The following is a 23847-nucleotide window of genomic DNA, read 5'->3' as shown; positions in this document are numbered from 1 at the left end:
TTCGCAACGAAAGGCGTTTTTATTTATGTCTCGGGAAATTTAAAGCTAAATCTAGCCCCGCCAAGCGGTGAACCGGTGCAGCTTATCGTTGCGTGAAGCTTATCCGATATTTGTTTGCAAATCGCTAGACCGATTCCTGATACACCAGAATTTCCTATATAATATCGTTCAAACACATTCTCTCGTTCATCTATCGGTACCCCTGGGCCATCATCATCTACATGGATTAAGAAACCGTTCCCTGTCTTTTCTAAGCAGACGTTCACCTGATTTTCCGCATAACGTATGGCATTCTGGACGAAATTCATAATGATCTGGAACATTTGATCAGCCGGAACGTTTTTTTCCATTGCCGAAGCCAGAATTTGTATCGATATCTGCCGCTCCGCAGCCGTTGGGCCTAGCAGTTGAACCGCGTGCTCCAACATATCCTTCAGATCCACAGAGGTATAATGCCACTCTTCGTCTATGGTTTCGAGGCGGGTTAATTGGAGCAGCCGATCTACCATCTGAATGAGACGTTTGGATTCATGCGCTACGACTTCAAGCCCTTGATCTACGGATACGACTTGATCCTTTATCCCTAATGCATATCCTTGAATCGACATTAATGGGGTACGCAGTTCATGCGAAACGTTCTGTAAAAATTCGATTTGATGCTGATGATGCCGCTGGATGCGTTCAGACATGGAGGAAAATGTATCGACGAGCTGTCCTATTTCCGTGTTATCCCCTTGAGGCATATGCGGCCCTTTGTTAGAAAGCTCGAAGCGGTTTACAGCTTCCTTCAACTTCTTCAAAGGTCGGGTCGTATTCCATACCAACCAAAATCCAACAATAAAAATAACGCCGAACGTGATGGATACGGAACCTAAAGAGACGCGTAAGATACGATTGGATATCTGATTCAGAATATCCATGGGTGTATAGACGATAATTCGGAGTCCATTTTTCAAGTTCTGATGAGTGAACATCATTTTCCCTTGGTTCAGTTCAAAAAAGCGATCTGTATGATTCATGGATAAATGAGCCGTGCGACCCACCATTTCATCATCGCCTGCGGCAATGATTTTGTCTTGTTTGTTCAGAATGAAGAAATCCGCGTAATACAAGCGATCCCGAAACCGAAGCTCCAGATCCTCGGAGCTTAAGTCTTGCTGATCTCCACTCTCAATAATATTAATCGCTTTCGCCATCTGAATCCGCAGCTGATTATGCGTCTGGTCCATTAACATCCCATCAATCAAATGGTTCACCATATACATCATACTAGAAACGGAGAAGATCATAACCACAATGAGCGCGAAAAAAATACGACTGCGAATGGTACGCATCAGCTTTTCACCGTAGATTTATAACCGAATCCCCATAGGGTATCGATCGAGAAATGCGCTCCAGCTTCAGACAGCTTCTTGCGTAGGCGTTTAACCAAATCATCAACCACACGAACTTCACCCATGAAATCATATTTCCATACTTGCTGAATCAATTGTTCACGACTGAAGGGCCTCTCGATATGCATTGCCAAAAACAGCAGAAGTTCATACTCCCGTGAAGTCAACATGACCTCTGTCCCTGCAACCTCAACCCTTCGAAATTCCTCACTCAAGGTCATATTTCCTACGGTGATTCGTTCAGCGGCATTCGTATCCACTGCACCAGGGCGATACATTTGAACGAGACGAAGCATGCCTTTCACGCGCCCTACAAGCTCTCTTGGGTGAAATGGCTTCCGAAGAAAATCATTACAACCAAGTTCCAAGCCAATGATTCGGTCCATTTCTTCCCCACGCGCCGATATCATAATAATAGGCATTTCAGAGAACGCACGAATAGAGGTAAGAAGTGCAAGTCCATTTACGCCAGGCATCATAATATCTAGAATGAGGCATGCTGGGGATTCTGCTTGGATGCGTTCAATCAGATCATGTCCATCAGGCAAGGATGTCACCGTAAAGCCATCTTTGCGTAAGTATTCTGATATCAATTGTAAAATATGTGGATCATCATCTACTACAAAAATATGTGCCATTACGGATACCTCCCTTAGTTTTGGCTAGTAACTACATTACCAGAAAGCATGAAAGACGAGAAGACCCACAGTCTTCCCGCCCACATATCCATTATATGATTGCTATTTCTTAGCTGTTGTTTTTGTGCTCTTTGCTGCTGGCTTTGCTGCCGTTACTTTTTTGGCTACTTTCTTTTTCTTCGCGATATGATGAACCTTATGTTTTTTGTGTATTTTATGCTTTGCCGTAACTTTAGCGGTTTTTTTCGTTTTCTTTGGCGTTACTTTAGCAACTTTTGTTAAGTTCTTTGGCGCTGCCTTTTTTTGTGGCACCTGTTTCGTTATTACCGTCTTGTTCGCAGAAGTATTCGCTTTTGCCACGACTTTTGTTTCTGCTTTTTTAACCGGATCGGTTTTGGCATCCGCAGCGAATGCAGCTGTACCTGCGCTGACCACCATGAGCGCCGCCGTAATTAATGTAATAAGTGTCTTTTTTAATCTTTTCATTTGTTTCATTCTCCTCTCGATTGGGTATGACCTTATCTTACAGCCCAAATATGAGAGGATTATCGTAAAATCATGTGAAAAGTATATGAATTGTTATGATACGGCATAAAAAAAGCGAAAAGACCATGTCTTCTCGCCATGCAGCGTCTATTTCGTTAATTTGCTTGCTTCTTTAATAAAAAGTTCGAGGATATCATCCTTTTGAATGACCGTCTGCATCCTCTGATCCCCAGTTAGCTCTTTGCCATTCAGCAGAATGCCCCAATCCAAGTGTGAACTGTCTAATGCAACATCGTTGACCGAGACAATATTCTTCTTATCATTGGACAGCTTAATGAGACCACTGCCTTCCAATAGTTGTTGGAGCGTGTTCCCTTCGGTAAATTGACTGTGTATTGAGTTCGTAATGTTCGGCACTTGTTTTCCACCGTTAATATCAATTGTAATCATCGGTACTTCTTCAATCACACTCATTTTCTGCACTTGAAGTGCTTGATCCGAATGGGCTGTTGTAGAACACGCAGAAATGAGCAAAATCAACAACATGGCACTTAGTCGTAAGAGTAATTTATTTAACATTATTGTTGACACTCACTTTCTTAATGAATCTAACTATCCTATTATGATACAGTTCGTAAAAAAAAGTGTGTCAAAGCGATTACAAAATGATCATTTGTTCAACATTCGTGTTACTTTATTCTGACTTTTTGCAGCGCTAAAGCATTTAATACGACAGAAATGGTGCTTAATGCCATCGCCGCACCCGCCACCCAAGGCGCCAATAAGCCAAAAGCAGCGATCGGAATCCCGATAATATTATAGACAACCGCCCAGAATAAATTCTGTTTAATATTATTCATCGTCTTATGGCTGACTAAGATCGCATCGGCAATCGAATTGAGATCTCCGCGCATAATGGAGACATCCCCTGCCTCCATTGCCACATCGGAACCACTCCCAATCGTAATCCCAATATCCGCGATAGCGAGCGCCAACCGATCATGAAGTCCTTCCCCTACCATGGCCACTTGGTGTCCTTCGGTTTGGAGCGCCCTCACTTCTTCCGCCTTCTCAGACGACAGAACCTCAGGTAGTACATGCACAATACCTACTTCTGCCGCGATCGCATGTGCCGTACGACGATGATCGTTCGTCATCAATATCACTTCAATGCCCATTTGTTTCAAGCGGGCGATAGCTTGTGCAGACGTGCTCTTAATGGAATCTTTCACCGCAAGAATGCCGCAGAACTTACCGTCAATCGCAATGAGTATCGTTGATTTCCCTTCGGACTCCAACGCCGCTAATCTCGCTTCAGCCGTTAGATATGAAATATGTTCACGATTGAATAAACGCCGCGCTCCGATGACCACGGTATGTCCGTTCACCATGGCTCGGATTCCGAACCCGGGCAAGTATTCAAACTGATCGATTTGCATATACTCTGAAGGCAGTTCTACATTATTCTGTTGAAGCCCTTGGATAATTGCTCTGGCAAAGGGATTTTCGCTCTGCTGCTCTGCGAACACGATGAATTGCAGAATCTTAGCTTCTGTTAATTCCTTGGTCACCGCATCTCCGATCGGCTCAACATAAATATCCGTTAGCTCTGGCTTCCCTTCCGTAATCGTTCCTGTAATATCCAGCACAAGCATATCCACTTCATGCGTGGATTCTAGAAACTCAGCACTTTTAAATAGGACACCCATTTCAGCCGCCCGGCCAGACCCCGCCATGATGGAGCTCGGCGTTGCCAGTCCCAAAGCGCATGGACAAGCAATCACCAGAACCGATATACCCGCTTCAAGAGCAGCCGCAAGATCACCCGCTTGAAAGACCATATACCATAAACCAAAGGTCAGAATTGCAAGCACCACCACGATGGGGACATAGACACTCGATATAGAATCTGCTACGCGTTGAATAGCTGTCTTCGAATTCTGTGCATCTTCTACGACTTTAATCATCTTCGCTAAAATCGTATCTTTACCGATACGTTCTGCACGCATCACCATACGATGACTCAAATTTCGTGAGGCTCCTCGCACAAGATCTCCTGTCTTTTTGTCGATCGGCATGCTTTCTCCCGTCAACATGGACTCATCGACCGTCGATTCACCTTCGATTATGCTTCCATCCACAGGGATTTGTTCGCCAGGTTCCACAATGAGGTGATCGCCAACCTGGATATCGCAGACAGTGACTTGTTGCTGCACTCCTTCTTTTAGGATCGTAGCATGGGTAGGCGCAAGCTTCATCAATGCTCGAATCGGTGCTGAAGTCTTCCCTTTGGCCAGAGATTCCAACAGCTTGCCTAATAAGACCAACGTAATTAATAGTGCACTTGTCTCAAAATAAATCCCCGGCATATGGTGATACTGATGCATCCATTTCAATGTAGCGCTGAGGCTGAATACATAGGCTGCAGTGGTCCCTAATACGACAAGGACATCCATATTCGCAATTCCCTTGCGCAATGCCTTGTAAGCCCCGATATAAAAGGTGCGTCCAATCCAGAATTGTACAGGTGTTGCCAATACAAACTGGACCCAAGGGTTCAATAAAAATGCAGGGATATACATGTTGCCTGCCCATGCGAAATGACTAATCATCACCCATAGCAACGGAAATGAAAGAATAGCCGCGATCAGGAGTCGCTTCTTTTGTTGAGAAATATTTAAATTAGTATCATTTTCTTTCTTCTTCATCCATTAACAACCTCATTCCATCCTGCAATTGCTCTATACATTCATTTCTAAAAACCGTCCTGAACATACGCTTTCCTTTTATCATATCAACCCCCCCACCCCTATGCAACATGTTTACGCCGACTTGGACAGAAAACAAAAAAACATGCAGGTTTCCCTGCATGTTCGATTCTTTTAGGATGAATAGGATACGAGAATGCCGCCTTCTCCAGCATAGGTGCCAATAACCGGTCCCATATTCATAATAATGACTTTATCAAATGGATATTTATGAAGCAGTTCTTTCATAAAGGTCTTCGCCCGTTCTTCACAATTCGAATGCGCGCATGCAATCCATTTTTTATCCGAATGGCTCCAAGCATCACCGACTTTATCCATCAAATGCTTCATCGCTTTTTGCGTTCCGCGCAGCTTTTCGAGCACTTCAACGGCGCCTTCTTCGCTTGCATGCATAAGCAATTTGATGTTCAATACGGAAGCAACTTTTCCCTTAAGTCGGCTCAAGCGTCCACCCTTAATAACATTTTCTAATGTATCTAATGTAAATAAAGTTTGCGTCGTCTCAATAAGTTGGTGCATACGCGTAACAAGATCAGCAAAAGGCATGTGGTCCTTCCATTCTGATGCCCGAATCGCGATTAACCCTAGCCCGACGGATGTCGTCTTCACATCTAATACTTCAACCGGATTCTGATATCCCTCTTCACGAAACATCTCAATGGCCATCACCGCATGTTGATAGGTACTGCTTAATACCGAGGATAATGCAAGTACAAGTATCGGTTGCTCCGGAGCAGCTCGTTTATATTGCTCCAAGAACTCAATCGGTGAAGGACTTGATGTTTTCGGCAGTTCTTCGGACTCTCTCATTTTGGCATAGAATAAATCCGTATCCATAGTAGAATTGAATTGCTCATGGCCAAATTGAACACGTAGCGGCACAATCGATAATTGATGTTGTTGCGCCAGCTCCTGTGTAAGATCCGAACTGCCGTCTGTGATGATTTTTATGGTCATTAGATATGTGATTCTCCCGTCATCTAGTTATCATATGAGGTCATATGAATTATGTTTCATTATACTGACAACGCGTGGGAAGTTCAATGCTATGAATTTACCTTTCCTTGCTTCACTTGCTCAACTTCATACATTTTGACACTCGAACGGATCACATATGCAGGAGGTTGTTGACCTCGCTTCTCACGATGACCCTGAATATGAACGTCACTCTTCTCCCAATTCTTCCAATCTTCTTTCGATCTCCAGCGAATCATAACAACGACTTCTTCGTCCTCTTTCCCTCTCTTATCTACCATGACCGTCTTATCTAGGAATCCTTCCATCTGTTCCACGGGGCTTTCTTTGCTGAAATTCGCAACAACCTGATCACTGTTTCCTTGTTCTACAACAATCGTACGCAATTGAATAAACAAATCGAATACCTCCTGTATGTATATATTTTATTTATCTCTTCTCTACATCATATTTGATAATGATTATCATTGTCAAATAAAACAAATCGAGTTCGTCCGTGTATAAAAAAAGACCGTAATCTCCGAAGAGCTTACGGTCTTGATATCTTAATTATTCATGGTTTTCACGGTCGATTACGCTTTTAACACATCATGGTCAACGTAACGCTCGCCATTCATCTCACTAATTAAATTAATCGCAACTTTTGCACCATCGCCAGACGTGATGATCGTATGCACGCTTGTACCTGCAACCGTACCCGCTGCCCAAATGTTCGCTTGACTTGTCCGACCATCGGAATCCACGGCAATGACCGTTTTGATGCGTGGCTCTCTGCCTTCTTTGAGCTCAAGACCGATATTACCGGCCAATTCTGTAGATGCTCCTGTCGCAAGAACAACATGATGTGCTTCATACTCACCTTCTTCGGTATGTACGCGAAGCCCGTTATCCATCGTCGTAATGTTCGATACTTTTGCTTCCTTGATCTCTGCGCCAAAACTCGCAGCTTGCTCTAGTCCGATATGGATAAGATCTGGTCCTGCAATTTCTTTGATGCCGTAATGATTCAACATCCATGCACGTTTGGTCATACTCTGGTTACTATCGAGAACAAGCGTTTTTTTACCTGCCTTCGCTGCAAAAATGGCCGCACTTCCGCCAGCCGTACCGCCGCCAATAATAATTACATCATACATACCCATCTCTCCCTTAGTCGGAATTTCATTGCATCTTCTAAGTATAACGATTATAGTCCAAGGTTTCCACTTTTTAACTATCGAATGCGATACCAATGTCGATGACTTTCTCGGAAGCCTAATTTATGATAGAGCGATACAGCAGGCACATTGGATGCTACCACTTGCAAATAAGCATATGCTGCTCCCTGAGTTTTGCCCCATTGCATGAGATAACGGACCAAAGCCTCCCCATATCCTTGTCTTCGGCGGTCCGTATCCGTCACGATATCAAATAGCCCGACCGTATTTCCTTCGCAAACCCCAAATCCGCAAGCAAGAGGTTGTCCATCTACCTCTATCGAAGCAAAGCATGTCTTCGGGACAATGCTGCTAAGCATTGCAGTCATGGTCTCCCTTGCACGCTCGCTAATCTGGTGACTTAATCGGCAATAGGCTGAAATCCATTCGTCGTTCGCCTTATCAGTATGATTGACCGATCTTGGTCCGGACGCATCTAGCAGAGTACGAAGATCTGCGATCTGCATGCTCACTTCATCGGCAAATCGGTACCCGCGAGACGCTAAGATGTGATCGAGTTCAGGCCCATGAAGTTCTGGAATGACTTTGAAAATGACATCTAGCTGCTGTGATTCATAGAGTTGCTCGCATCGCGCAATTTTCTCATGGATATCTATCGACGAAGCGTATAGCGGTTTGATCGAATTGGCACGCTTGGAATACCCCCGTGCAAAATGCAGCATCCAGCCGTCATAAATGATCGTTTGCAGCGCCGGCCAAGCGTTGAATGACCGTTCCTCAATCAGCCTGATCATGATAAGACTCCAACGTCTCTCGAACATATTGCAAGAACGTTACTTTGACATCCGGATGACACGCAATAATGTAAGGTTCACGAGTCATGCCTTCGAATGGCGTCCCATCGAAATTCATGACAACGCCTCCAGCCTCCTGAACGAGCACGATCCCCGAATAGAGATCATCTCCTTCCGAGTTATACAGGATAATGCCATCTAAATCTCCTCGCGCGAGCATAGCCCAGAGTAATGTCGGTGCCCACAAGCGAAGCACCCTTTTGAAAGATTCATCCATATGTTGTTTGAGATGTTTTGCTAAGGGATCTTTTTGAACCTGATGTCCTTGAATCCATCCGACCGTCATTTTACGAAGCGTATCCTGCTTGGCATTTACCTGAATCGGACGACCGTTGCAAGTGGCGCCTTTCCCTTGCTCCGCAACATACAGCTGGTCTTGAATGGAGTCATAAATCACGCCAAGTACCGGTTGCTCTCGAAATAATAATGTGATAGATACGCCGAATACGGCTAGTCCAATAGCATAATTGTTCGTACCGTCCAAAGGATCCACAAGCCATAACCATTCCCCTTCGACACCGATCCATCCCGTCTCTTCACTCCGGATTTGATCATCCGGAAACTGCGATTGAATGCGCTCTAGAATGACCTGTTCTGCAAGATGGTCCACTTCGGTTACCAGATCCCCGTCCTCGCCCTTTTCGTTCACGATCAAGGATGATCCGAATCGATCCTTCGCAATTCTCCCTGCGTCACGTGCAGCTTCTGAAGCGATCAGCCGTGCTGTCGTTAATTTCTCCACATCTAGCATTCTAGTGACACCTCGCTTCGTAGAATAGAGTACAACTTCACATCCTCAAATTTGCCGCGAATTAGCAGCTGCTCACGTATGGTTCCTTCGTAGGTCATCCCGATCTTTTGCATCACACGCTCCGAACCGATATTCTCCACATTACAGCGTGCTTCCAATCGGTTAAGCAGCATCTTCTTGAATCCGAATTGCATCACGGCATGCGCAGCTTCACTCATGATCCCTTGATTCCAATAGGATTTCGATAAGGCATAACCGATCTCTGCACGACGATGATCCGGGTTCCAGTACACAAAACCGCAAGTTCCAATAAATTTGCGATCCGCTTTGTGTTCAATCCCCCAATTGGTCACTTCCTTGGATTTATATTGTTCAATCACCGCTTCTAAGAAACGCTGCGAATCCAATAACGACCGGTGGGCATTCCATAACGTATGACGTGAAACATCCGGATCTGAAGCATATTCATATAAGTCTCGTGCATCGTCTTTCCGCATCTTCCGTAATATAAGCTGTTCTGTTTCCAGCTGAGGAAATCTCCCGAAAATATCTGCCACTCTGAGCATCATGAACACCTCTCCTCGTTCTTATCCGAATGAGCCGTGGATTTGTCCGTAAATGCAAGTTGGCTGCCAATTTATGGACTCTCCCCATACCATCCGCGTAAGTGCGTAGCCAGTAACCTCATATCCTTTCTCCTGCATGAACCGATGCGCAGCTTGGTTATCCATCGGAACGACGGTTCTTCTGCCTGCTTCTTGATGCTTCAAGCACAGAAGCTGCGTTCCCGCTTCTTCGGTCCTTGCGATGACAGGTCCATCGTTGAACGTAGGTGCATAGAAACCTTGAATCGCCCCTTGTCTGTCTTTATAAACTTGCATATGACGCACATGCGATTGCAATATGCGGTGTCTATCTTCGCCCGTGGCATCCGCATCGATTTGATAAATTTGATCTACATCCACTGTACTCGCGGGAACAATCGCATTCATGTCTGGCTCGGTAGGCATGGCTTCACGAGAATAGGTTACGTAAGGCGTAATGGCTTGAAAGCCCAGCTTCTCATACAAAGGTCTGCCTTCTTGGGAAGCCAGAAGCGCAATCGACTTCACGGATTGATCTTGACTGAATTTCATTAAAAAGCTCATGAACTGCTTCCCAATGCCTTGCCCTCTGTCATTTGTCGATACAATAATATGCCCAATCCAAGCTACGGGTTCCGAAATCAATACATTCCCTACTGCAACGATACGATCTTCATGTTCTACAACGAAGGGGTGGCAGCTAGGCTCTTCCAAATAATAATGAAAAAATGGCATAATGTCTGACCAATGCTCTGGCTGCAGCTTTGCAATCTGTGCCAAATCACTTGCAAGCGTTGCGCGAATCCTCATCTTCGTTTCAATCCTTTCGTTATTCTTGATGTATAGACGCGGAGGCTGCCTCTATTTGCTGGATTAATTCGGCTAGAGACATATCCGCCATGGATGCAAGCTTCCAGTCGTGCGTTGTGAACGGCAGATGATGCGTGACCGCATTCGGGACAACAACACCGTAGAGTCCTGCAGCTTTAGCAGCATGAAGGCCATGCAATGAATCTTCAAACGCAACCGCCTCATGGCCTTCAACCCCTAAGCTGCGTAGGGCCAGCAAGTACAGCTCAGGATCCGGTTTGACTCGCGACACGTCGTCCGATGTATGGATACAGTCGTAATATTCATAAATTCCGTATGCACGTAGATAGGACTCCACCCAGCTTTTTGTAGAGCTTGAAGCCAAGCCAATCTTCAGTCCCAGCTTCTTCGCAGATTCCAAATAATCCAGTATGCCTTCTCGTAATTGCTTTTGACTCATGATGTCATGAAAGATCGCATGCACTTCTTCTTTCAATGATTCGCTGTCCGGTGTTCCCTGCAAAGCGTTCGATAAGAATTGATAAGGTTTAAAATCTCCATCGAATGTTCCAACCGTTTGAAAGAAACTCTCCTCAGGAAACTCAACGCCGTATTTTGTATAAACTTGTTTGAGCGATTCATACCAAGAAGACTCGGTATCCAGCGTTAACCCGTCGAAATCAAATACTACTGCTTTGATCATGTAGATCCCTCCTAATTCCTCTTTTATCTATGACGAGATTTGCAGAAACATTAATTCTTCATCCCAATATTGATCATTCCACTTAAACGCGTTCTTTTCAAGCCCATATCCTTCAAATCCGTATTGTTGGTATAAGCGCTTCGCAGGGAGGTTAGAGGTTACGACGGATAATTGCACCTTTTCCACACCTTGAATCTTATTCACTTGCGCAATCGCGGCTTGGAGCAGTGCTTTACCGATGCCGAGTCCCTGATGTGAAGGCGTCACGTACATCCCCCATAACACCCCTTTATGGCGAAACTTCGCACCCGATTCCCGATAGAAGCCAATCATCCCGACGAGTTCATTCTTTTCACTCCATGCACCGAGCACAAAACGGTCCGACGTACTCGTCAATTTGGCCCGCATCTTCTCCATAGGGGACTTATGCGCTTCTTCTAAGCTCTCCCCAAAGTATTCTGGATACAGTCTCAGACCTTCTAAGCGAAGTTCTGCAAAAGCCTCAACGTCACTGCCCTTCAAAAGACGGATATGTATTGTGCGTTCCGATTGCGAATGTGCTTCACTCGCGCTTGTGATGAGATCCAACTTAGGCCACAGATACCGCCAGTTCTTCTGTTCGATACGCTGTATAAAATAATCCACGTCCTCAAACTGCGGACCTCGACGGACGATCAACCCAAATAAATCATCCAAACCAAATGGAGCAATGACCTCCAAACGATGCTGTGCATTCAACCTTACAGCAACCGCCGTTGCCGTCTCCGGCCAGCGCATCATTGCATCCGATATGGACCGATAAGGCGTATGTTGGTTCCGAAGATGCATTCGTGCTTGGTTCCTGACTTGCCACTGGTATTGCGGCATCCGCTTCATAAGCTCCCGTTCATAGGATTGATCTTGTTCCTCGGTTCGCGTCTCAGGATCATAATAAATCACATCCACATCATTGAGGGGGGTTCGTGTTGGATACCCGTGAAGCTGATCCCATACATAATTTCGAACAAAACCAGCGGCGATGGCGCCTTCACGTAAGTTGAGTTGCTGGAGAACTCGGAGCGCTTCCATGATGTCCGCGTCTTTCTCCATCCAAAGCGTCAATTGCTTCTCCCATTTCATGAATATCACTTCCGTATACTAGAGTTCATTCATTATAATCCAGAGTCCATGGCGTATGTTATTTTCTGTTATTTTACCGTTCTGATTGTCCTGTGAATCGGATCACAAAATATAAGGAGCCAGCACGTTACAATAACAATATAAAATCAATTCACGTACAGGAGGTCTTACCATGGAGTATACAACACACACGAAGGTTGCGATAGAACAGATGGTAACTACAGGGGCATTCATGACAACGCAAGGAAACCAACAGGTCAATACCATGGCCATTGCATGGGGGAGTATAGGATTTTTGCTAGGCAAACCGGTATTTACCGCGATGATTCGGCAATATCGGTATACCTATGAGCTCTTGCGCAAATCTGGCGAATTTACTATTTCGATACCAGAGGATAAAGACATGGCTTCAAAAGTTTATTACTGCGGAAAACATTCAGGAAGAGAAGTCAACAAAATCGAAGCCTGCCAGCTTCCCCTTCAAGATGCACGTTCTATCGCCACACCGATTATTCCATGCCATGGCGTGCACTTCGAATGTAAAGTGCTTGTCACGCAACCGATGACAACGCCACTCTGGGATTCATCCTTGCAACAAGAGCATGAGATCGAAGGCGATCCCTATATCTACATCATAGGTGAGATTTGTTCAACCTATCGACTCTAGAAGCGTGCCAGAATGGAATGTAAATAGATCTCGCATCGGTCAAGCATCAAGTCATCCGTCAGATGCTGAATGCCAAGAGCTTCCCATCCTCCATATACCGTTGGTTTGTCCATATGGAAATCCATGAAGGTAATCAAATCCCAATAAGGATCATATTCCGTCGCTCGGTCGGGATGACTCTTATAGAACTGCAGCAGCAGGTCAGCCGTCTCGACGCCATAGAGTTGGGCCAAATTCACGCGACAATGCCCGAGATCAATACCTGCTGGCCCTCGACATGCATTCACCCAATCCACAACCCCGCTTAAATCTTCGCCGACCCACAAGAAGTTCGTTGGATGGAAATCACGATGAATAAACACCGGATGTACTTGTGGGCGAAAACGACTTAATCGCGATTTCGCTTCTTCCCATAGGTGAGGCTGCCGTGTCCATGCCGGAACTTGAATGTGATCCATATCCCGATAGGCACGATATTCCCATGACCACTCCCCAGATATCTGAACCTGATGAATCCGAACCATCGCATCCACGATGTTAGAGAGCCACTTCTTCATATCCTGTGGTTGAAGATCTACCCGGCCGTCCAGCTTCGTCATGAGAACGGAAGGGATTCCACTGTGCTCACCCGTTGGATCCTCTCCAATCAGCCCAGGAGTTTGAATGTTTGCTTGCGCTGCAATCGCAAGGCTTGCCGCTTCATGAAGAACAAGATCGGGTTCATCCTTGAGCCAGTCTTTGTTCGTAAATTGACGTAATACAACCTCGCGATCGGCTTGCCCCTCCATGGAAATCGAGATCAAATACACGGCAGCAGATATACCGCCTAGCAAAGGGGTTACCTTCTGCACGCGCGCTCCGTCTTCGTAGAACCGCTCTACCCACTGCAACAACGTACGTTCCGATAAGATGGAACGATCTGTTATCATGCGTATTCCTCCTTCTTCATAATCATCGTAGGGTCATGTTTTCTGTAACCAACTGTTGTATAAGAAAAGCCATATCTGCTACAGTCAATATAGAGGGGGAAATTTACATTACGCTCATAATTCCCCCCTCAGCTACGCTCTTCGATATATCGCTCGTTCGTTGATTGGCAATAGGAATCTTGAAGCACGTATGGTTCATCCAAAGCTTTAACAGGAGGTTAGAACGATGAGAAAATTAGCTTCCCAAGTCCGCGTAACTCTTGTCGTATTGGTGTCCATTTGTCTGCTGGGTTCTCAGTCTTCACTTGCTCAAGATCAACAATTGGTCGGCCGGAAATCGTAGCCTTTACCAGCCCTTACGCTCCCTTAAGCTAGTGATATGGGCGGTGTGATGCTTGCCATGCCACGAATAAATGCCTGCACATCTCGCAAGCTTCACTTCGCCTGAATCCGGATGGATAAACTTGCGTTCCCATTGTTCAGCAGATAAAGAACGTAATAAAGCCACAAAACGATGATGCAGCGCTTCAATCAGCATTAAAGATACATCGATAGGAGTGCTTGTGGAATCTTGAAGTTCCGCCCACCGTGCTTCTTCGTAGGGCTTGATCGTCGGGACTTCTTCCGTTAGGGCAAGCTTAAAGCGAATAAAGCTATTCATATGGCTATCTGCGATATGATGGACAACTTGGCGGATCGTCCACCCGCCCGGTCGGTAAGGGGTATTCAATTGATCTTCCGTTAGCCCCGATACCGCTTCGCGCAACAGCACGGGCAATTGTTCCAAGTCTTGAATCCACCCTCCAAGTTGTTCCGCAGTAATCTCGCCTTCGTATTGGAATGGTCCAATCGGGTACTTCAACGTATCCATGGCATCTCCCCCACTTGATTATTCTTCGTCTACGATATATTCACACCGGAATCTTTCTACCCCCGGATATTTCTCACCCAGACTATAGGCAGTAAATCCAATATTTCGATAGAAATCTACGGCTTCCTCATCGGTTTCTGCTTGGATTGAAGCAGGATTCATTAAACCGATAAGTTCCAGCATCATCCCACGGCCATACCCATGCTCACGATCCTCAGGTCGAACGGCAATATGCTGCAACGTTAATTCGCCATTGTCATTCATCGTAAACCCAACGAATCCGATTGTTTCACCTTCCGTAACCTCACCATATATATGAAGCTGATCATCCTTCTTGTAATTATCTATCACTTGGGTCAAACGATCAGGATCAGGAAATACAGAATAACCGATTAACTCCTGAATATCCTCTTCGTGCAGTCGATCCTTTAATGTCTCTAGCATGCTTTTATCACTCCGATTTCAAATAGGTATGTTCGTGAACACATTCCCTATTATAAACGATCCTTCTATTTGATAAAATAGTACCTATATTGCATGTATGTGGAGGAACTTATGAATCAATTAGGAAATATTCAAGCCTTGTACCGACATCCTGTTAAATCCTTAGGTGGGGAGCAGCTCGAACTTGCGCATATCGAATCCTATGGCATGTACGGGGATCGCAGCCATGCCTTTATCAATTCTACGAAAACGGGCTGGGATCGATTTATTACGGCACGAAATTACCCGCGGATGCTAAGCTATAAAGCTTCCTTTCAAGGGGAGGGGACACCTGATGCTTTCCCGCAAGTAACCATCATGGATGAGACCGGCCATACCTTCACTTGGGATGAGGAATTCTTGCAGCATTTCCGTCAAACCTTTCAACAGGTTGCACACATGGAGCAGCATCTTCCGACTAGCTCGGACGTCTTAGCAGTTGACGCGAGCAGCATCTTAATTGTCACGGATGCTTCGATCCGAGCCATGGAGCGCTTATGGGGCAAGCCGCTCGACCCCCGGAGATTTCGACCGAACCTGGTTGTCGCTTTGGAGAACGATACCCCGTTTGTCGAAGCGGATTGGATCGGGAAGCACATACGGATTGGTGAAGGAGCGGATGCTGTTACATTGCAGGTTGACGAGCCCTGTGAACGCTGTTCAATCATTACCCTAGATCCAGATACCTATAAACGCGATCCAAGCTTATTAAAAAAATTACACCAAGAACGAAAAGCATTCTTTGGTGTATATGCATCCGTCCAACATACCGGAATCATCCAGCAGCAGGATCCTGTATATGTACAAGACAAGTGAATATCGAATTTCTAGAAATACAATTCATAGGTAAGAAAATGTTCGTCCCGGATATATCCCAAGGATTCATACAGACTTTGTGCTGTCAGATTATCATGGGCTGTCGTTAAGCTTAACCCTTTCGCTCCATTGGATTTTGCGAAATCTCGAGCTGCACTCATAAGCTGACGGCCTGTGCCCTGCCCACGGGCTTCAGATACAACGAACAGATCATTTAATATCCATACTCTTTTCATAGACACCGACGAAAACGAAGGGTAGAGCTGTACGAATCCGACCGCGCTCTGCTCTTCTGAACCGTCGAACGCGATGAAGATCACCGATTCCTTGTTCTCAAGCCGTTCTAGAATGAATTGACGTGCTCCCGCCAGATCGGAAGCCTGTCCATAAAATACGCGATACTGATCAAACAATTTCGCAACTTGCTCCACTTGCTCGAGCTCCGCTTTTTTCAACACCGTTTGCTTCTCCATACTGTGACACCATCCTATATGTATTCAAGATCCTTGATCCTTTATAACACGTGGGTTAACCATTCAACCCATGCTGCCGCCGGCAAGAAAATAAGCTGACCAAGCAGCGTTCCTGCACATCGCGACATCATCATTAATCCATAAACCTTGCCTAAAAGTCTTTGATCTTGATCGTTTCGTAACGCACGATCGGTGAGCAGCGCGATTTGAGGATCGATGAGTACCGTCATGATGATCGTTGCAATCCCGTTAATCAGTCCCGAGGATTGGGAAGCAGCGGTTCCCGATACGGCTGTAAACGAAGCGTACAGCGCCGCGAGCACGCCTACCGTATAAATGGAGGTCACGACACAATTCAGGATGAGCAATCGCTTCGGGACATCATAGATACGGAGTGATTTCAGCATCCGGAAGGTAGGCTTGCGCAAATGCGATTTTGCATGCTTCAACTTAGAGAACGATACACTGAAGAGCAGCTTCGGAACAGAACCGGTTACCTCCAGATGGGAAATCATCCGGCCTGCCAGGAACACGACGGAAGGAAATAATAGCATCGCTAATACCGTGCCGATCGAAGCGGATCCGATAATGACGCGGAAATATCTTTCTAACGGGAATTCGGCATGGATTTTGGCGTAATCGATCATCTTCCCGACCATAACGCCTTGTACCATGTTCGAAGTTCTCGATACCAGCACAATCATCCCGGAGAGCGTCATGGAAACGGCTAGCTTCCCTGTACGGACGCCTGCAAAGCGGATGGCATACGACAATGTCTCTGAGGTGTGAATGAGCATCGTTAATACCGATACGAGTAACAATTGTTGTAACAAATTAGATCACCTGCAACATCATATAATGATAAAACCCACCATCGATGATAACTCGTGGTGGGTTTTAGTATACCATTGTTTGCCATGGTAGAGTTAGGATGAATCTCCTAAATGATTGTATTGTTTTTTGTGTTATTTTGCAGGTATGAAGGTGTATACGCCTTCGATTTCCGTCTTAATTCTCCCATCTACAGACAACAGCATGCCTTCTGGTGATTCGAGGTGGAGCGGGTTGCGGTACCGTACATGCAAGGACCGACCATACGCGGATAATAGCTTCGCACTGCGCAACTCCCCGCATGTGCTTCCACGTAATTAGGTCTCTTGGATTTTTCGTACATCGACGACGACCTGAAGCTGTTGATCGCCTTCCCCCTGATAGACCCCTTTGACGGGAACAATATCCTGATAATCTCGCCCATGCCCAAGCTTCACGTAACGTTCGCCAACGGGAGCTACATTCGTCGGATCGAAGCTGCACCATCCGAGTACAGGAACATAAGCTTCTACCCAAGCATGCGAGGCTTGCACGAAGTCGGTGCTTCCACCTTGTAAATCACCCACGAAATGATAACCGCTGACGTAGCGGGCAGGAATGCTGTACGATCGGCAGGCCGCAATCATCAAGTGTGCAAAATCTTGGCATACGCCCCTTTTCTGAAGAATCATGTCGCTGGCTTTCGTCTGGACCGTGGTAGCTTCCGGGTCATACATAAAATCAGCACGAATCTTGGAAGAGCATGCTTTTAACCATTCATAGACATCAATCATCACGCGAGGGGGACATACACTTTCGGCGAAGGAAAGGACTTCCGGAGTCATCTCGGTATACGTCGTCGGTAGCAAGAATTCGATAAAGCGATTCTCTGCTTCATCTGATCGCAGCCAAGACCACGCTTCTTCAGCAGGCATACGGCACAGTCTTGTCGCTAATACCTCCGGCTTAGGCGCCTCCTCAGTCACGACCGTCATTTGCGTCCGAATCAACAATTTTTGATGCGGTTCATTCACGGAGAAGGCGTGAACTCGATTCCCGAAAAAATCTTCATACGTAAAAAGCGGAGCATTCGGTTCGATGGAAATAGCCAGGTGGTAGCATGATTGTCGTTCGTTCGTACTGGGGGATAATCGAATTTCATTGACACTGTCCGTCACGGGTTCGGCATAATCGTATTGCGTCACATGGGAGATTTGCAGCTTCACGCACTCGCTTCCCCCAATCGAAAAAAGGTTTTGGCAAAAGCAACGCCTAATTGCTGTGTCGCATCGAACAGATGATTCACTAATACCGCGTTGGAATCTAGCAACATGAAATCATCCTGCTCCAGACAGGCTAGATCTGCCTTTACCTTTCCAACCTGTCGAATCATCCGATCGTGCTGCGTTCGCAAGGTTTTATCTTGTAATTCTATCAGCCGCAAATGTTCGTCCAGCGAATGAAGTGAAAATTGTACGGATCTTGGAAACACGGCATTTAGAATAACAAATTCAAATATAGCTTCAATCGCAATCCCGTCCGCGTAATACCGACGAAATGCTTGATGTCCGCTGACGGATTTCAATACAGCTTGCAAATAAGGATACGATGCCGCATGACTCCATCCTTCGCTGCATGCCGCACTTATGGTGGATTTCAGGATTCGCAGCGTGTTCTCTGCACGTTCCAGATACCGACCGCATTCAATGAAATGCCATTCATTCTCACGCGGCATGACCGATTGGCACAGACCTAAGAACAATGCTGCCCAATCTTTAATGCGGCCAAAGAACGTGTGCGGCGATTCCCGAAGCAAATCATCCGGTTGACATTCACGCAGCCATAAGTAGAAGCCATTCAACGAATCCCATAGTTCGCTAGGAACTTTTTCGCGCAGTGTTCGTAAATTACCTCGGGCATGGCTGACGCAAGAAACAATCGAATTCTCGTTCCCCCAATCCAAGGTCATGTATAGCAGCACATCTATTTCAGTAAATGCCCCGTACTGTTCCTCATAATTCGATCGGGAGCCCAGCGCCTCGACAATACGCATCCATTTCGTCGAGGAATCGATACGTTCCAGGTGATCAGGGCTGCGTTCCAACCCCAATTCATGTTCTGCTTGCAGATGATAATGTACATCAATCAGTCTCGCATGGTTCTCTGCCCGCTCCATATATCGCCCCATCCAAAACAATGCTTCTGCATTTCGATTCAACATGACGATTCCTCCCATCATTCATCGTTAAGCACCCATGTATCCTTGACGCCTCCCCCTTGCGAGGAATTCACGACAAGCGAACCTTCCTTCATCGCTACCCGCGTTAGTCCGCCTGGAATGACATGCGTCTCTGCTCCCATCAACGCAAATACCCGTAAATCGATGTGCCTTGGTGACATGACTCCGTTGATCATGACAGGTGCTCTGGATAACTTCATGGTGGTCTGAGCGATATACCGACTGGGGTCACGTTGAATGGCTGTCGAAAAAGCTCGAATCTCTTCAGAGGTCGCGCTAGGCCCAATGAGCATTCCATATCCGCCGGATAATGAAGTTTCTTTGACAACAAGCTCATTCAGATGCGCAAGCGCATATTCTCTTTCATCTTTCCTCGCTAAAATATACGTCGGGACGTTATGCAATACCGGCTCTTCGCCCAAATAATATCGAATCATATCCGGTACGTAGGCATACACTGCCTTATCGTCGGCGACTCCGGTACCTGGCGCATTCGCGATCGCCACGTTGCCCGCGCGGTAAGCATTCATCAGCCCCGGCACGCCTAATAAAGAGTCCGGATGGAAGGCGAGCGGATCCAAATACGGATCGTCGATTCGTCGGTAAATGACATCCACTTGGCGAAGCCCACGCAGATCTCGCACATATATTTTATGGTCCTGATAGACCAAATCACGACCTTCAACCAAATGGATCCCCATTTGCTGAGCCAGAAATGTGTGCTCATAATAAGCAGCGTTATACGACCCCGGCGTTAGCAAGACGATTAGCGGATCTTTCTTTCCATTTGGAGCTAACGCTCGTAAAGAACTAAGAAAACAATTTATGCTGCGTTCAATGCTCTGAACGGAACTCGATAAATAGATATCATGGAATAATTCGCTCATTAATGTGCGGCCTTTGAATAAGTAGGAGAAGCCGGAGGGAGTTCGTAAGTTGTCTTCTAATACGTAATATTGCCCATTCTCATCGCGTATCAAATCGATGCCGGATGCCGTGATGTAGACGTTAGCAGGGATCTCAAGACCTACCATCTCGGGACGAAAATACATATTGGATAAAATCATTTTCCTCGGAATTAGGCCATCCCGAACCATGCGCTGACCATGGTATATATCATGCACGAATGCATTGAGAGCCTGAATCCTTTGACGGACACCGCGGTCAATGAGGTCCCATTCCACCTTCGGAATGACACGCGGAATATAATCGAAGGGAATCGTCCTTTCGAGAGGTTCCTGCTGGTTCGGACTATACAGCGTAAACGTGATTCCCTCTTCTATCATTCGCTGGTGGAGCGCTTGTTGACGTGCGGCTAATTTGGAAGCTGGCATGTGGGCGAATAAGCTGTAGACGGAGTTATAATGTGGGCGAACGGAGAAGTCGTGCGTGAACATTTCATCATAATAAGATTGTGAATCGTAGTAGAATGACCCGCTTGGATTCGCCCTCGACATCGCAATCGCCTCCTCCATGATGCATGATCGATATTTTACCTCAATATATTCATTCCGCTCCCATAGCAGACCGAATTCCTGTGAATCGAACAACGGCTGCCATCCTTCTTCAAGGTCGGCAGCCGTTCATCATGTCCACATATCCCATCCATGCATTATAGTCTAGTAATCTGCAAGAAGTGCTCATAAGCTTGATCCCATTCATCGGCATGCCTAGGTTCGTAAGTATCCACCTGGAAAGAGTCCCGTATCACGTTTCGAGCTTCCCAAATATCGGACAGTTCACCGCTTGCGATCCATTGGACGGCAAGATTCCCGATAGCGCTTCCCTCAGCAGGTCCAGCCCAAACCGGTTTCCCAATCGCGTTCGATGTCCACTGACAGAGCAGCTTATTATGAATGCCGCCCCCTACCATGTGCAGACCCTCGAAAGACTTCTGTGCCAATTGCTCCGTAAGATGAAAGGTATATCGGTATTTCATCGCAAGACTTTCTAGAATACAGCGCACCGTAGCACCTAGACTTTCTGGTGCTTGTTGGCCGGTTTGCAGACAATACGCACGAATTTGTGCAGGCATATCTCCCGGATGAAGAAACATCGGGTCATCGGGATCAATAAAGGCGGTAAAGGCTGGCGCTTGAATGGCCATATGCACAAGCTCAGCGAATTCATAACGCCGCCCGTTCCTTTCCCAAGCGCGTCGACTTTCTTGCAGAATCCACAGCCCCATTATGTTCTTCAACAAACGGTACGATCCATGAATACCGCCTTCATTCGTGAAATTCAATCGTAATGCATGCTCATTGATCACGGGCTCATCCAACTCGGTCCCCATCAGTGACCAAGTTCCACAGCTTAAATAGGCAAAGGACTTATTCATTGCAGGAACCGCTGCTACGGCAGAACCCGTATCATGTTCCGCAACAGCCATCACAGGAATCGCTGGGATGGCCAACTCATCACGTAACGATGCACGTATCTGTCCCACTTGCGTCCCAGGATACACAATCGAACCGAACCAGGATACAGGGAAACGAAGCTTCTGGATGAGCTCACGATCCCAATCTTGCTGCTTCGGGTTATATAATTGCGTTGTTGTTGCATTCGAGAACTCATGATGCATTTCCCCGGTTAGGAAGTAACGCAGGAGATCCGGAATCATCAGGAACCGATCCGCCTCGCGCAATAGCGGGGACTTCGCATGCTGAAGCGCATACAACTGATAAATCGTATTAAACGGTAGAAATTGAATCCCGGTTCGTGCAAAAATCTCAGCAGCTGGAATATCCGCAAAAACCTCTTCCATCTTCCCCTTTGTATGCGAATCGCGGTAATGATACGGATTACCGAGCAGCTCGCCTTGCGAATTGAGTAATCCGAAATCGACGGCCCAAGAATCAATACCGATACTCTGAAGCGTTTCGCCTTGATGTTTCGCCTTTAGCAACCCTTGTTTGATCTCGTAATACAATCGAAGAATATCCCAGTGTAAGCGGTCGCCTACCTGCACAGGATCATTCCCGAACCGATGCAGCTCCTCCACTTCCATCTTCGTATCCGTTAGCCGGCCGAGCATCGCCCGACCGCTGCTTGCGCCAAGATCAAATGCAAGAATACTCACTAGCTCGCACCGCCCTTGCCTCTCGTTAAAATTTGCGTACCATAACCGCTCTCTCGGTAAGCACGCATCGGATCGAGCGGCAATCCTTGTTCCTCTCGAATCGAGTGCAACAAGGGGGTTACATCGATTTCAAAAGCACGACGGACCGCATCTTCAGCACCTAGCACATCCCCATTCCGTTGGGCTTCTTCAATTTCAGCATGCTGGATGAGCAATGCCTTTGCGTATTGGGTCTGCACATTCAACACGGAGCGAATCATGGCAGGGATTTTTTGCTCGATATTATGAGATTGATCAATCATGTAGGCGATGTTATCCACATGCTGACGAATACCTTCATTCGTATCCCGAGAAGCCAATACGATTTGATAAAAAATTAAAAAGAGTTCGTACGGATTTACCGTGCCGACAACCAAATCATCATCGGCATATTTCCGGCTGTTGAAATGGAACCCACCGAGACGCTGTTCGTCAATTAAGTAAGCAACGATATGTTCAATGTTCGTCCCTTGGGCATGATGACCTGTATCCACTAACACTTCCGCTTGCGGTCCAAGCTTCAATGCGTAGTTATACGCCATGCCCCAATCAGCCAGATCCGTGTGATAGAAGGCGGGCTCGAACGATTTATATTCAATCAGCATTCGCATATCAGGCTGAAGCGCTTGATACAACTCACGCAGAGATTCGAGCATCCATGCTTTACGTTTGCGAATATCACCTTGCCCTGGATAGTTCGTTCCGTCCGCGAACCAAAGACTGATGTCTCGTGAACCTGTTTCCTTCATCACGTCCACACATTCCAACAAATGATCCGTCGCTTTTCGCCGAATAGCCGCTTCTGTATTGGTAACACTCCCAAGCATGTAGTCCTCTTCTTGGAACAAATTCGGATTCACCGCCCCGATCCCCAAGCCAAGACTTTCGGCATGACGCTTCAGCTTGCCATAATCCTCGACTTTATCCCAAGGAATATGGATCGCAACCGTTGGACTTAACCCTGTCAAACGATGAACAACAGCCGCATCTTCCACTTTCTCGAACGGATTTCTCGGCACGCCTGTTTTAGGAAATACTTTGAATCGCGTTCCTGAATCTCCGTAACCCCAGGAAGGTGTTTCAATACGCAATGCCTTCAGCTTCGATCGTACCTCATTCAAATCTATGCCTCTAACCTGCTGTTGTTCTTCAAATAATGCATATGCGCGATCTGTCACGTTCATCATCTCTCCCGTTCGTAT

The 23847-nt window shown here is 46.3% G+C and carries 26 protein-coding genes; 2 read left to right on the top strand and 24 right to left on the bottom strand.

All coding sequences use genetic code 11. The features are described from left to right. Nucleotides 1-23: 23 nt before the first annotated feature. The 14 genes from BVG16_RS02990 to BVG16_RS32695 all read right to left on the bottom strand — a co-directional run bounded on the left by BVG16_RS02990 (nucleotide 24) and on the right by BVG16_RS32695 (nucleotide 12239). On the bottom strand, nucleotides 24-1334 hold the full coding sequence (locus tag BVG16_RS02990) for a sensor histidine kinase (protein ID WP_078497027.1): 1311 nt from the start codon (nucleotides 1332-1334) through the stop codon (nucleotides 24-26). After that, a complete protein-coding gene (locus BVG16_RS02985; protein ID WP_078497026.1) occupies nucleotides 1334-2032 on the bottom strand; it encodes a response regulator transcription factor in 699 nt (232 codons plus the stop codon). Before BVG16_RS02985 ends, BVG16_RS02990 begins: the two co-directional genes overlap by 1 nt. Before the next feature lie 102 nt (nucleotides 2033-2134). Continuing rightward, complete coding sequence (locus BVG16_RS02980; protein ID WP_078497025.1) at nucleotides 2135-2518, bottom strand: hypothetical protein; 384 nt, start codon at nucleotides 2516-2518, stop codon at nucleotides 2135-2137. A gap of 147 nt (nucleotides 2519-2665) precedes the next feature. Beyond that, nucleotides 2666-3097: a hypothetical protein gene (locus BVG16_RS02975; RefSeq protein WP_078497024.1), complete on the bottom strand. Its 432-nt coding sequence runs from the start codon at nucleotides 3095-3097 to the stop codon at nucleotides 2666-2668. A gap of 110 nt (nucleotides 3098-3207) precedes the next feature. Continuing rightward, entirely contained in the window at nucleotides 3208-5226 is a 2019-nt protein-coding gene (locus BVG16_RS02970; RefSeq protein ID WP_078497023.1) for a copper-translocating P-type ATPase, read from the bottom strand. 174 nt (nucleotides 5227-5400) lie between these two features. Next, complete coding sequence (locus BVG16_RS02960) at nucleotides 5401-6243, bottom strand: DegV family protein (RefSeq protein WP_078497021.1); 843 nt, start codon at nucleotides 6241-6243, stop codon at nucleotides 5401-5403. An 89-nt stretch (nucleotides 6244-6332) separates the two neighbouring features. After that, nucleotides 6333-6659 (bottom strand): antibiotic biosynthesis monooxygenase, encoded by a 327-nt coding sequence (locus BVG16_RS02955; protein WP_078497020.1) that lies wholly within the window; start codon nucleotides 6657-6659, stop codon nucleotides 6333-6335. A 174-nt stretch (nucleotides 6660-6833) separates the two neighbouring features. Then, nucleotides 6834-7397: an FAD-dependent oxidoreductase gene (locus tag BVG16_RS02950; RefSeq protein ID WP_078497019.1), complete on the bottom strand. Its 564-nt coding sequence runs from the start codon at nucleotides 7395-7397 to the stop codon at nucleotides 6834-6836. 77 nt (nucleotides 7398-7474) lie between these two features. Next, the gene (locus BVG16_RS02945) at nucleotides 7475-8212 is read right to left on the bottom strand and encodes a GNAT family N-acetyltransferase (RefSeq protein WP_158081608.1); all 738 of its coding nucleotides are present in this window, start codon (nucleotides 8210-8212) and stop codon (nucleotides 7475-7477) included. After that, on the bottom strand, nucleotides 8196-9023 hold the full coding sequence (locus BVG16_RS02940) for an inositol monophosphatase family protein (RefSeq protein WP_078497017.1): 828 nt from the start codon (nucleotides 9021-9023) through the stop codon (nucleotides 8196-8198). Before BVG16_RS02940 ends, BVG16_RS02945 begins: the two co-directional genes overlap by 17 nt. Next, nucleotides 9017-9592 (bottom strand): GNAT family N-acetyltransferase, encoded by a 576-nt coding sequence (locus BVG16_RS02935; RefSeq protein WP_332888760.1) that lies wholly within the window; start codon nucleotides 9590-9592, stop codon nucleotides 9017-9019. Before BVG16_RS02935 ends, BVG16_RS02940 begins: the two co-directional genes overlap by 7 nt. Nucleotides 9593-9610: 18 nt before the next feature. Further along, a complete protein-coding gene (locus BVG16_RS02930; protein WP_078497016.1) occupies nucleotides 9611-10417 on the bottom strand; it encodes a GNAT family N-acetyltransferase in 807 nt (268 codons plus the stop codon). A gap of 19 nt (nucleotides 10418-10436) precedes the next feature. After that, nucleotides 10437-11120, bottom strand: coding sequence for an HAD family hydrolase (locus BVG16_RS02925; RefSeq protein ID WP_078497015.1), 684 nt, complete (start codon nucleotides 11118-11120; stop codon nucleotides 10437-10439). A 27-nt stretch (nucleotides 11121-11147) separates the two neighbouring features. Beyond that, nucleotides 11148-12239: a nucleotidyltransferase family protein gene (locus BVG16_RS32695; RefSeq protein WP_158081607.1), complete on the bottom strand. Its 1092-nt coding sequence runs from the start codon at nucleotides 12237-12239 to the stop codon at nucleotides 11148-11150. Nucleotides 12240-12411: 172 nt separating this feature from the next. Here BVG16_RS32695 and BVG16_RS02915 point away from each other — a divergent pair, with 172 nt between their 5' ends. Continuing rightward, a complete protein-coding gene (locus tag BVG16_RS02915) occupies nucleotides 12412-12906 on the top strand; it encodes a flavin reductase family protein (protein ID WP_078497014.1) in 495 nt (164 codons plus the stop codon). Here the strand turns inward: BVG16_RS02915 and BVG16_RS02910 are convergent. The 3 genes from BVG16_RS02910 to BVG16_RS02900 form a co-directional block, all read right to left on the bottom strand. Beyond that, nucleotides 12903-13835 carry a phosphotransferase family protein gene (locus tag BVG16_RS02910; protein WP_078497013.1) on the bottom strand — a complete coding sequence of 311 codons (933 nt, stop codon included), beginning with the start codon at nucleotides 13833-13835 and terminating at the stop codon, nucleotides 12903-12905. The genes BVG16_RS02915 and BVG16_RS02910 overlap by 4 nt on opposite strands. A gap of 346 nt (nucleotides 13836-14181) precedes the next feature. After that, a complete protein-coding gene (locus BVG16_RS02905; protein ID WP_078497012.1) occupies nucleotides 14182-14706 on the bottom strand; it encodes a YfiT family bacillithiol transferase in 525 nt (174 codons plus the stop codon). A gap of 18 nt (nucleotides 14707-14724) precedes the next feature. Next, complete coding sequence (locus BVG16_RS02900; protein ID WP_078497011.1) at nucleotides 14725-15150, bottom strand: GNAT family N-acetyltransferase; 426 nt, start codon at nucleotides 15148-15150, stop codon at nucleotides 14725-14727. Between the two features lie 111 nt (nucleotides 15151-15261). On the opposite strand from BVG16_RS02900, the gene BVG16_RS02895 reads away from it, so the two are divergent. Further along, nucleotides 15262-16005 carry an MOSC domain-containing protein gene (locus BVG16_RS02895; protein WP_158081606.1) on the top strand — a complete coding sequence of 248 codons (744 nt, stop codon included), beginning with the start codon at nucleotides 15262-15264 and terminating at the stop codon, nucleotides 16003-16005. Between the two features lie 11 nt (nucleotides 16006-16016). Here the strand turns inward: BVG16_RS02895 and BVG16_RS02890 are convergent, their stop codons facing one another. From BVG16_RS02890 to rhaI, 7 genes are all read right to left on the bottom strand, one after another. Continuing rightward, nucleotides 16017-16478, bottom strand: a complete 462-nt coding sequence (locus BVG16_RS02890; RefSeq protein WP_078497009.1) for a GNAT family N-acetyltransferase — start codon at nucleotides 16476-16478, stop codon at nucleotides 16017-16019. 41 nt (nucleotides 16479-16519) lie between these two features. Next, nucleotides 16520-17311 carry a lipid II flippase Amj family protein gene (locus tag BVG16_RS02885; protein WP_078497008.1) on the bottom strand — a complete coding sequence of 264 codons (792 nt, stop codon included), beginning with the start codon at nucleotides 17309-17311 and terminating at the stop codon, nucleotides 16520-16522. Nucleotides 17312-17626: 315 nt separating this feature from the next. Then, nucleotides 17627-18514: a transglutaminase family protein gene (locus BVG16_RS02880; RefSeq protein WP_078497007.1), complete on the bottom strand. Its 888-nt coding sequence runs from the start codon at nucleotides 18512-18514 to the stop codon at nucleotides 17627-17629. Further along, nucleotides 18511-19509: an alpha-E domain-containing protein gene (locus BVG16_RS02875; RefSeq protein WP_078497278.1), complete on the bottom strand. Its 999-nt coding sequence runs from the start codon at nucleotides 19507-19509 to the stop codon at nucleotides 18511-18513. The genes BVG16_RS02880 and BVG16_RS02875 overlap by 4 nt, the downstream gene beginning before the upstream one ends. A gap of 14 nt (nucleotides 19510-19523) precedes the next feature. Beyond that, entirely contained in the window at nucleotides 19524-20984 is a 1461-nt protein-coding gene (locus tag BVG16_RS02870; protein WP_078497277.1) for a circularly permuted type 2 ATP-grasp protein, read from the bottom strand. Between the two features lie 155 nt (nucleotides 20985-21139). Further along, nucleotides 21140-22606 (bottom strand): rhamnulokinase, encoded by a 1467-nt coding sequence (locus tag BVG16_RS02865; protein ID WP_078497006.1) that lies wholly within the window; start codon nucleotides 22604-22606, stop codon nucleotides 21140-21142. After that, the gene (rhaI, locus tag BVG16_RS02860; protein ID WP_078497276.1) at nucleotides 22606-23823 is read right to left on the bottom strand and encodes an L-rhamnose isomerase; all 1218 of its coding nucleotides are present in this window, start codon (nucleotides 23821-23823) and stop codon (nucleotides 22606-22608) included. Before rhaI ends, BVG16_RS02865 begins: the two co-directional genes overlap by 1 nt. Nucleotides 23824-23847 lie beyond the last annotated feature (24 nt).

The sequence above is a fragment of the Paenibacillus selenitireducens genome (assembly GCF_002021565.1).
GTDB classification, from domain to species: domain Bacteria; phylum Bacillota; class Bacilli; order Paenibacillales; family Paenibacillaceae; genus Paenibacillus_K; species Paenibacillus_K selenitireducens.
The sequence above is the reverse complement of the archived record's forward strand: the minus strand, read 5'-3'. Positions and strand labels throughout refer to the sequence as shown.

What these genes read in the sequence shown, in the direction of transcription:
- BVG16_RS02915 (WP_078497014.1), top strand. Translation starts at nt 12,412, where the DNA reads ATGGAGTATACAACACACACGAAGGTTGCGATAGAACAGATGGTAACT.
- BVG16_RS02925 (WP_078497015.1), bottom strand. Translation starts at nt 11,120, where the DNA reads ATGATCAAAGCAGTAGTATTTGATTTCGACGGGTTAACGCTGGATACC.
- BVG16_RS02935 (WP_332888760.1), bottom strand. Translation starts at nt 9,592, where the DNA reads ATGATGCTCAGAGTGGCAGATATTTTCGGGAGATTTCCTCAGCTGGAA.
- BVG16_RS02870 (WP_078497277.1), bottom strand. Translation starts at nt 20,984, where the DNA reads ATGTCGAGGGCGAATCCAAGCGGGTCATTCTACTACGATTCACAATCT.
- BVG16_RS02900 (WP_078497011.1), bottom strand. Translation starts at nt 15,150, where the DNA reads ATGCTAGAGACATTAAAGGATCGACTGCACGAAGAGGATATTCAGGAG.
- BVG16_RS02980 (WP_078497025.1), bottom strand. Translation starts at nt 2,518, where the DNA reads ATGAAAAGATTAAAAAAGACACTTATTACATTAATTACGGCGGCGCTC.
- BVG16_RS02910 (WP_078497013.1), bottom strand. Translation starts at nt 13,835, where the DNA reads ATGATAACAGATCGTTCCATCTTATCGGAACGTACGTTGTTGCAGTGG.
- BVG16_RS02970 (WP_078497023.1), bottom strand. Translation starts at nt 5,226, where the DNA reads ATGAAGAAGAAAGAAAATGATACTAATTTAAATATTTCTCAACAAAAG.
- BVG16_RS02960 (WP_078497021.1), bottom strand. Translation starts at nt 6,243, where the DNA reads ATGACCATAAAAATCATCACAGACGGCAGTTCGGATCTTACACAGGAG.
- BVG16_RS02950 (WP_078497019.1), bottom strand. Translation starts at nt 7,397, where the DNA reads ATGTATGATGTAATTATTATTGGCGGCGGTACGGCTGGCGGAAGTGCG.
- BVG16_RS02905 (WP_078497012.1), bottom strand. Translation starts at nt 14,706, where the DNA reads ATGGATACGTTGAAGTACCCGATTGGACCATTCCAATACGAAGGCGAG.
- BVG16_RS02975 (WP_078497024.1), bottom strand. Translation starts at nt 3,097, where the DNA reads ATGTTAAATAAATTACTCTTACGACTAAGTGCCATGTTGTTGATTTTG.
- BVG16_RS02930 (WP_078497016.1), bottom strand. Translation starts at nt 10,417, where the DNA reads ATGAGGATTCGCGCAACGCTTGCAAGTGATTTGGCACAGATTGCAAAG.
- BVG16_RS02875 (WP_078497278.1), bottom strand. Translation starts at nt 19,509, where the DNA reads ATGTTGAATCGAAATGCAGAAGCATTGTTTTGGATGGGGCGATATATG.
- BVG16_RS02985 (WP_078497026.1), bottom strand. Translation starts at nt 2,032, where the DNA reads ATGGCACATATTTTTGTAGTAGATGATGATCCACATATTTTACAATTG.
- BVG16_RS32695 (WP_158081607.1), bottom strand. Translation starts at nt 12,239, where the DNA reads ATGAAATGGGAGAAGCAATTGACGCTTTGGATGGAGAAAGACGCGGAC.
- BVG16_RS02990 (WP_078497027.1), bottom strand. Translation starts at nt 1,334, where the DNA reads ATGCGTACCATTCGCAGTCGTATTTTTTTCGCGCTCATTGTGGTTATG.
- BVG16_RS02940 (WP_078497017.1), bottom strand. Translation starts at nt 9,023, where the DNA reads ATGCTAGATGTGGAGAAATTAACGACAGCACGGCTGATCGCTTCAGAA.
- BVG16_RS02895 (WP_158081606.1), top strand. Translation starts at nt 15,262, where the DNA reads ATGAATCAATTAGGAAATATTCAAGCCTTGTACCGACATCCTGTTAAA.
- BVG16_RS02945 (WP_158081608.1), bottom strand. Translation starts at nt 8,212, where the DNA reads ATGATCAGGCTGATTGAGGAACGGTCATTCAACGCTTGGCCGGCGCTG.
- BVG16_RS02890 (WP_078497009.1), bottom strand. Translation starts at nt 16,478, where the DNA reads ATGGAGAAGCAAACGGTGTTGAAAAAAGCGGAGCTCGAGCAAGTGGAG.